At 70.2% G+C, this 8,161-nt stretch carries 6 protein-coding genes; 5 read left to right on the top strand and 1 reads right to left on the bottom strand.

Annotation, left to right across the window (positions count from 1 at the left end; all coding sequences use genetic code 11):
* Positions 1-101: 101 nt before the first annotated feature.
* Positions 102-2,276, bottom strand: a complete 2,175-nt coding sequence (locus tag AB0K18_RS47870; RefSeq protein ID WP_364929079.1) for an NAD(P)-binding domain-containing protein — start codon at positions 2,274-2,276, stop codon at positions 102-104.
* 542 nt (positions 2,277-2,818) lie between these two features.
* On the opposite strand from AB0K18_RS47870, the gene AB0K18_RS47865 reads away from it, so the two are divergent.
* From AB0K18_RS47865 to AB0K18_RS47845, 5 genes are read left to right on the top strand one after another with little or no spacing between them, the layout of a single operon-like run.
* The gene (locus AB0K18_RS47865; RefSeq protein WP_364929076.1) at positions 2,819-4,102 is read left to right on the top strand and encodes an aspartate kinase; all 1,284 of its coding nucleotides are present in this window, start codon (positions 2,819-2,821) and stop codon (positions 4,100-4,102) included.
* 13 nt (positions 4,103-4,115) lie between these two features.
* Positions 4,116-4,940: a 2-amino-3,7-dideoxy-D-threo-hept-6-ulosonate synthase gene (locus tag AB0K18_RS47860; RefSeq protein ID WP_364929073.1), complete on the top strand. Its 825-nt coding sequence runs from the start codon at positions 4,116-4,118 to the stop codon at positions 4,938-4,940.
* Positions 4,941-4,965: 25 nt separating this feature from the next.
* Positions 4,966-6,069, top strand: a complete 1,104-nt coding sequence (locus AB0K18_RS47855) for a 3-dehydroquinate synthase II (protein WP_364929070.1) — start codon at positions 4,966-4,968, stop codon at positions 6,067-6,069.
* An 11-nt stretch (positions 6,070-6,080) separates the two neighbouring features.
* Complete coding sequence (locus AB0K18_RS47850) at positions 6,081-6,842, top strand: amidohydrolase family protein (RefSeq protein WP_364929067.1); 762 nt, start codon at positions 6,081-6,083, stop codon at positions 6,840-6,842.
* A complete protein-coding gene (locus AB0K18_RS47845; protein ID WP_364929064.1) occupies positions 6,839-8,155 on the top strand; it encodes an AMP-binding protein in 1,317 nt (438 codons plus the stop codon). Before AB0K18_RS47850 ends, AB0K18_RS47845 begins: the two co-directional genes overlap by 4 nt.
* Positions 8,156-8,161 lie beyond the last annotated feature (6 nt).

Genomic DNA, 8,161 nt, shown 5'->3' with positions numbered 1-8,161 from the left:
GACGCGCACTGGTGGACGCCCGTTTACGCACCGACCCACTGGGGCCGGTTCGCCGGTCGGGTCCCCACGTCCACCCCGCCCCGGCGAACCGGCCTCGGCGTTCATGGGAGAGCCGGCGCGGGGGCGTCCCCGTCGCGGGGTTTCGTGGCGCGGGCCCGTACGACGTAGTTCTCGTGGTCGAAGCGCCGGGTGCGCCGGCGGAAGGTACCGGTGAACCCGGGCCACAACGTGGTGTTGCGGCCGTGCTCGTCGACGTACCAGTTCGAGCATCCGGACACCCAGACGGTGCCGACGGACTTGCGCTGCACGTACGACACGAAGGACGCCTGCGCCTCGGGACGCACCTCCACCATCGCGGCGCCGGCCTCGTGCATGAAGCGCACGGCCTTGATCGCGTAGTGGATCTGGGCCTCCATGGTCAGCAGCGACGAGTTCTGGCCCGAGACGGTGTTCGGCCCCAGCAGCATGAAGAGGTTGGGAAAGCCGGCGATGGCCGTGCCCAGGTAGGCGGCCGGGCCGTCACGCCAGGCGTCGGCGAGCAGCCGGCCGTGCCTGCCGCGCAACCGGCCGGCCACAGGCATGTTGGCGGGCTTGAACCCCGTGCCGAAGATGATCGTGTCGACCGCGTGCTCGGAGCCGTCGGCGCTGACGATCGAGTTCTGCCGTACCTCGCGGATGCTACTCGTCACCAGCTCGGTGTTGGGCTGGGTCATCGCGGGGAAGTAGCTGCTGGACAGAATGATCCGCTTGCAGCCGAGCCGGTAGTCGGGAGTCAGCGCCGCCCGCAGACGGGGATCGGGGACCTGCCGGTGCAGATGCCGCCGCGCCAGCCACTCCGCGGGCTTGAGCATGCGCTGGTCGAAGGCCAGGCCGAGGAGGAGCGACTCCCGCCAGAGGTAGACCGAGGTCCTGGCCAGCCGCTGGATGCCCGGCAACCTGCGGAAGAGTCCCTTCTCGAGGTTGGTCTTGGTGCGGTCCCAGCGCGGGATCACCCAGGGGGCGCTGCGCTGGTAGACGTACAGGCGGGCGACCTTCGGCTGGATCTCCGGGATGAACTGGACGGCCGAGGCGCCGGTGCCGATCACCGCCACCTTCTTGCCGTCGAGGCCGTAGGCCGCGTCCCAGGTGGCCGAGTGGAAGACGTCGCCGGAGAATCGCTCCAGTCCCGGCACGGACGGCATGGTGGGCTCGCTGAGCGGCCCGGTCGCGACCACCAGGACGTCCGCGGTCAACGGGCCCTTGGACGTGACCACGCGCCAGCGGGCGGAGCCGTCCTGCCACTCGGCGGACACCATCTCGTGACCGAAGCGGAGGTGGGCGTCCAGCTCGTGCTGTGCCGCGCACCTGCGCAGGTAGGTCTGGATCTCCGGCTGGGAGGGGAATGTACGGCTCCAGCCCGGATCCGGCGCGAACGAGTAGGAGTAGAGGTTGGAGGGCACGTCCGAGGCGGCACCGGGATAGACGCTGTCCCGCCAGGTTCCGCCGAGGTCGCCGGCCCGTTCCAGCACCACGAAGTCGTCGATGCCGAGCTGCTTGAGCCGGATGGCCATGCCCAGCCCCGCGAACCCGGCCCCGATGACCGCGACGTGCACGTGCGGCCCCCCTGACGGCTCGACGTCCGGCGCAGGCTCCGCCGGCGCGATCCGCAGCGGCCGGGAGGAGCGCGCCGTCAGCCGCAGAATCGGGCCTGACAGCAGATAGGCGGCGACCAGCAGCCCGAAGGCCGCTTCTGGGTTCGCCGCGCCCGCGGCGATCGGGACGAGCCAGACCCACTTGGGCAGGGCGAAGAGCCTGCCGATCTTCGCGTACGGCAGCGTGGTGATCATGAGAATCGCCATGAGCACGGCCAGGCCCACATGGCCGAGATGCGGCTGGACGTCCAGCTCGATGGCGACGGCCAGAATGACGGCGGGCATCGCCGCCGGCAGGCCGGCGAAGTACCGGCCGTCCTTGGGCAGCACGTTGAAACGGGCGAGCCTGATCATCGCGCAGGTGGCCAGGAAGGCGCAGGACGACACAACGAGGTGCTGCGGAGCGGCCCCGTTCAGCCAGTGGTAGGCCAGCAGCGGGGTCGCCACCCCGAACCCGCACAGATCCGCCAAGGAGTCCATCTGGGCGCCGAAGGGGCTGGAGACGCCCAGTTTCCTGGCGAGCGCGCCGTCGATGCCGTCTAGCACGAAGCAGCCCAGGATGCAGACTCCCGCCCAGCCCAGTTCACCGCTCGCGGCCAGCAGGATCGCGCCGGCGCCGAACAGCAGGACGAGGACGGTGCACAAGCTGACGAGGGAGAATCTCCACAGCCGCCTGGGCGTCGGTTCGCCCGGTAGCAATGCTCCGAGCCATTGCGCCGGCCATTGCGCCGCAAAGCCCACAGCCGCTCTGGAACGCTGCCTGACGGACGGTTGTCTGATGGACACGCGAGAGCCTCCCAACCGATATGGCCCGCTCATCTCAATCCCGTAGTCTCTGCTCGGGCCCGGGTGGGCGGCGTCACTCGTTCGCGCGATTCCCACCAGGTTCCCGTGAACGGGTGATGCGCGAGAACCGCACCGCCGGATGGCGCGTGCGTAACGGTATGACAGTCTTCCCCGCACGAAATGAAGGCGGACTGCCGCAGGTGAGCCAGCGCTGGCGCGAACCCTCGAGTCGAATGGCAGCAGGAACGATTTCTCGATATCCCGACAGGCGAATGGTGTCCGGTTGGTTGGCGTGAATACCTGCATGTGACGGCACTACTCGCCCGAGTAGTGGGAATTGCGGCACTTCGCCGCTTACTGTCGTTCTCAGTTGGGTCCGTTATGGGGCGGTGATGGGGACGATGGATGTTCTTGTCCAGAAATATGGCGGTACTTCCCTAGGAACGCTTGAGCGTGTCTCCAACGCCGCCCAGCGCATCGCGCAGGAGCGGCGGCGAGGGCGTCAGGTCGTGGTGGTCGTCTCCGCGCGGGGCAGCAGGACCGATGATCTGCTGCGGCTGGCCGCCGACGTCGGGCCGGTGAGCCCGTCGCGGGAACTGGACCAGCTCCTGGCCGTCGGAGAGTCCGAGTCTGCGGCGTTGATGGCCCTTGCCCTGCAAGGCATGGGCGTGCCGGCGGTGTCGCTGACCGGCCACCAGGCCGGCATCCACGCGACCGGCAGACACGGTGACGCGCTGATCTCCGGCATCGGGCCGGCACCCGTACGGTCGGTTCTGGACGAGGGCAAGATCGCGGTCGTCACCGGCTTCCAAGGCGTCAACGCCGGCGGAGACCTCGCCACCCTCGGCCGCGGCGGCTCCGACACCACGGCCGTGGCGCTCGCGGCGAGTCTGCGCGCGTCCGCCTGCGAAATCTACACCGACGTCGACGGGGTCTTCAGCGCCGATCCCCGCGTCCTGCCCGCCGCCCGGTGCCTGCCCTGGATCGACCCCGGCGTCATGGCGGAGATGGCGTTCGCCGGTGCGCGGATCCTGCACACCCGTTGTGTCGAGCTGGCAGTTATGGAGGAGGTCGAAGTGCGCGTCAGGAACGCCTCATCGCAAGCGCGGGGAACGACGATCGCCGCGCCGTCGGACGGCCGGCCGCTGGAGACCAGGCGGGTCGTCGTGGCGGTCACGCATGACACCGACGTCGCACGCGTGCTCGTGCACTGCAGGAACGGCCGGCACGACCTGGCCCCCGAGGTGTTCGCGGTGCTCGCCGCCAATGGGACGGTGGTCGACCTGGTGGCGAGGTCCGGGCCCTACGAGAGCGAGTTCCGCATGGGATTCACCGTTCGCCGCAGTGAGGCCGGCCGGATCCGGGCCGCGCTGCACGAGGTCGCGCTCCGCTTCGAGGGCGGTGTGCACTTCGAGGAGAACGTCGGCAAGGTGTCGGTGATCGGGATGGGGCTGCTCAGCCGCCCGGAGTACGCCGCCAGGCTCATGGCCGCCCTGTCCGCGGCCGCCATCCCGACGAGCTGGATCTCCACCTCTCAGTCGCGGATGTCCGTCATCGTGCCGCAGGACCGGACCGTCGACGCCGTCGACGTCCTGCACCGGGAGTTCCGCCTGGGACAGCACGAACTGTCCACGCCCCCGGCCAGGCCACGGCCTGCCACTTCCCACCCATCGGCTCCGGTTTGAGAGGCAGGACATCATGGTCGTACACAGCGCCTCGTTCGCCCGGCGTCTGCGCCTGCGGCGCCTGTTCCGCCACGGTGACGGACGGCTGCTCGTGGTCCCGCTCGATCACTCCGTCACCGACGGCCCCCTCGGTCACGGGGATCTGAACGCCCTGGTGGGCGAGCTGGCCGGCGCCGGCGTCGACGCCGTGGTGCTGCACAAGGGCAGCCTGCGGCACGTCGATCCCGGCTCGTTCACCGGCATGTCGCTGATCGTGCACCTGAGCGCGAGCACGCGGCACGCCCCCGACCCGAACGCGAAATACCTGGTCGCCGGCGTCGCCGAAGCGCTGCGCCTCGGGGCCGACGCCGTCAGCGTGCACGTCAACCTCGGCTCCGAGCAGGAGGTCCGCCAGATCACCGACCTGGCCGCGGTCTCGGAGGAGTGCGACCGCTGGAACGTCCCGCTGCTCGCCATGGTGTACGCCCGCGGACCGAAGATCACCGACTCGCGGGCCCCCGAACTGGTGGCGCACGCCGCGTCGCTGGCCGCCGACCTCGGCGCGGACGTCGTCAAGACCGACTACGCCGGCACACCGGAGGACATGGCGGAGGTCGTACGCGCCTGCCCCATCCCCGTCATCGTGGCGGGAGGGCCCCGAAGGGACGAGCTGAGCGCCGTCCTGGCCCACGTCGCCGACGCGTTGCGCGGCGGGGCCGCCGGAGTGGCGATGGGCCGCAACGTCTTCCAGGCCGGCCGGCCCGGCCGGATGGCGGCCACCATCGCGAACCTGATCCACGAGCCGCAGTACTCCTCGGACCAGGAGTCGCTGGACGGCCGGCTTTCCCTCACCACCTGACCCGCCCCGGCAGAGGAGAGATCCCGTGAAACTGTGCTGGCTGGACATCCGCGACGCGGACGGAGCCAAGGAAGCGATCATCGAAGAGGCCGTCCACCAGCGCGTGGACGCCATCGTCGCGGCCGACCCCGCCGACCTGGAGGCGATCCCGCCGACGGTGAAGAAGGTCCTGTTCCCGCGCGACGAGCCGCTGCCGGAGAAGCTGGAGCCGGCCGACCTGGTCATCGTCACCCCGGCCCGCCACGGCGAGCCCGCCGAACTGGCACACCGCCATCCCGACGTGGAATGGGGCCGGTACGTCGAGATCACCGACCCTGACAGCCTCGACGAGGCCTGCCGGGCGGCCCGCTTCGACCGGTGGAGCGTCCTGTACTTCCGCGACCCCACCAAGATTCCGCTGGAGATCGTGCTCGCCGCGGCGGCAGGAGCGGACGGCTCCGTCATCACGCAGGTGGCCGACGTGGAGGAGGCACAGATCGTCTTCGGCGTGCTCGAACACGGCAGCGACGGGGTGATGCTCGCGCCGCGCGCGGTGGGCGAGGCCACCGGTCTCAAGGCCGCGGCCCTGAGCCGGCACGCGGATCTGCAGCTGGCGGAGCTGGAGATCACCGCGATCCGGCGGGCCGGCATGGGCGAGCGCGTGTGCGTGGACACGTGCACGCAGTTCCGTCTCGACGAGGGCATACTCGTGGGATCCTACTCCCACGGCATGATCCTGGCCTGCAGCGAAACCCACCCGCTGCCGTACATGCCGACGAGGCCGTTCCGGGTCAACGCCGGCGCGCTGCACTCGTACACGCTGTCGGACCAGGGACGTACCAACTACCTCAGCGAACTCGGCGCGGGCGCCAGGGTGCTCGCCGTCGACTCCACGGGACGGACCCGCCCCGTCACGGTGGGCCGCGTCAAGATCGAGACCCGGCCGATGCTCGCCATCGACGCGGTGTCGCCGTCCGGCGTCCAGGTCGACCTCATCGTCCAGGACGACTGGCACGTACGGGTGCTCGGCCCCGGCGGCACGGTGCTGAACGTCACGGACCTGGTGGCGGGCACGAAGGTGCTCGGCCACCTGCCGGTCGAGCAACGGCACGTCGGCTATCCGATCGACGAGTTCTGCATCGAGAAATGAGCGTGACCGCGATGACGGCGCAACCCGTCCTGGACTTCCATGTACGCCTGGTCCCGCGGAACGGGGCACGAACACGGCTGCTGGCCATGCTGGACGAGTGCGACATGGAGCGGGCAGTGGTCTGCGCGGGCGGCACGATCGACCTCGACCGGCTGTCCTGCCAGCTCATCGAGGGCGGCCACGTCGAGAGCGACGCCGACAACGATGCGGTGCTGGCCGCGTGCGAGGGCACTGACGGCCGCCTCGTCCCCTTCTTCTTCGCCAACCCGCACCGCGCGCCCGCCGCCTACCGGAGCCGAGCCGCCGAGTTCCGCGGCCTGGAGATCTCGCCCGCCGTGCACGGCGTCGACCTGCTCGATCCGCGGGTGAGAGCGCTGGTCGACGTGGCCGCCACCGTCGGCCACCCTGTGTACGTGGTCTGCCTTGCCCGCCGCGGCTCGGGCGTGGCCGACCTGGTCACCCTGGCCCGCCGGTTCCGGCAGGTGAGCTTCGTGCTCGGCCACAGCGGCATCGGCAACATCGACTTCTACGCGCTCGCTCTGATCGAGGACGAGCCCAACATCTTCCTCGAGACGTCCGGCGGCTACACCTCCGTGGCCGAGGCCGCGCTGCGCCGGCTCGGTCCTGCCCGGGTGGTGTTCGGCTCCGAATACCCGTTGCAGCACCCTTCTGTGGAGCTGGTCAAGTTCCGGGCACTGCGGCTGCCGCCCGAGCAGTGGCGCCAAGTCGCCTGGGAGAACGCGCACCGACTGATAGGAGAGGAAAAGCCATGAACAATCAGGGCTCCGGCCTGCCTCAGCTCGGTCAGTGGAACGGCATGGAAGATGTGCAGCGGCTGCAGGAGAAGCAGTTGCCGACCACGGTCACCTGGGCGACCCGCTCCCCGTTCTACCGCGAACGGCTGACGTCGGGCGCCCTGCCCGCCACCGCCGCCGACCTCGCCTCCCTGCCCCTGACCACCAAGCAGGACCTGCGGGACGCCTACCCGTACGGCATGCTCGCGGTGCCGAACGAGCGGCTGGCCACCTACCACGAGTCCAGCGGCACCGCAGGCCGCCCCACGCCGTCCTTCTACACCCAGGAGGACTGGACGGACCTGGCCGAGCGCTTCGCCCGCAAATGGATAGGCATGTCGGCCGAGGACATCTTCCTGGTGCGCACGCCCTACGCGCTCATGCTGACCGGCCACCTGGCGCACGCCGCCGGGCGCCTGCACGGGGCCACCATCGTGCCCGGTGACAACCGCTCGCTCGCCATGCCCTATGCCCGCGTGGTCCGCGTCCTGCACGACCTGAAGGTGACGCTGACCTGGTCGGTGGCGACGGAATGTCTGCTGTGGGCCGCCGCGGCCGAGGCCGCGGGACACCGGCCGGGCGCCGACTTCCCCGCGCTGCGCGCGCTCTTCACCGGCGGCGAACCGCTGACCACCGCGCGCCGCGACCGGATCAGCAGGATCTGGGGAGTGCCGGTCATCGAGGAGTACGGCTCCACCGAGACCGGCAGCCTCGCCGGCGAATGCCCGCACGGCCGGTTGCACCTGTGGGCCGATCGCGCCCTGTTCGAGGTGTACGACTCGGTGACCGGCGAGGTCAGGACCGAAGGTGAAGGGCAGCTCGTCGTCACGCCGCTGTACCGCGAGGCCATGCCGCTGCTGCGCTACAACCTGGAGGACAACGTCTCGGTCTCCTACCAGGACTGCGAATGCGGCTGGCACCTGCCCACGATCAAGGTGCTCGGCCGGTCGGCCTTCGGCTACCGGGTGGGCACGGCGACGGTCACCCAGCACCGGCTCGAGGAGCTCGTCTTCTCCCTTCCCGACACGTACGGGGTGCTGTTCTGGCGGGCGAAGGCGGAACCCGCGGTCCTGCGCGTCGAGATCGAGGTGGCCGACGAGCACCGGGAGGCGGCCCGAGCCGAGCTGGCGGCGTCGATCCGGGCGGCCTTCGGCGCCGACAGTGAGGTCGTCGGCCTGCCGCCGGGCAGCCTCGTGCCGCAGGCGATGCTGACCTCGATGCCGGACGTCGTCAAGCCGCGCAGCCTCTTCGGGCCGGACGAGGACTGGGACAAGGCGCTCCTCTATTACTGAACCCAT

This window comes from Nonomuraea sp. NPDC049421 (assembly GCF_040677005.1).
In the GTDB taxonomy this organism is placed as follows: Bacteria; Actinomycetota; Actinomycetes; order Streptosporangiales; family Streptosporangiaceae; genus Nonomuraea; species Nonomuraea salmonea.
Note: the sequence above shows the minus strand (reverse complement) of the source record. Positions and strands in the feature narration are given on the sequence as shown.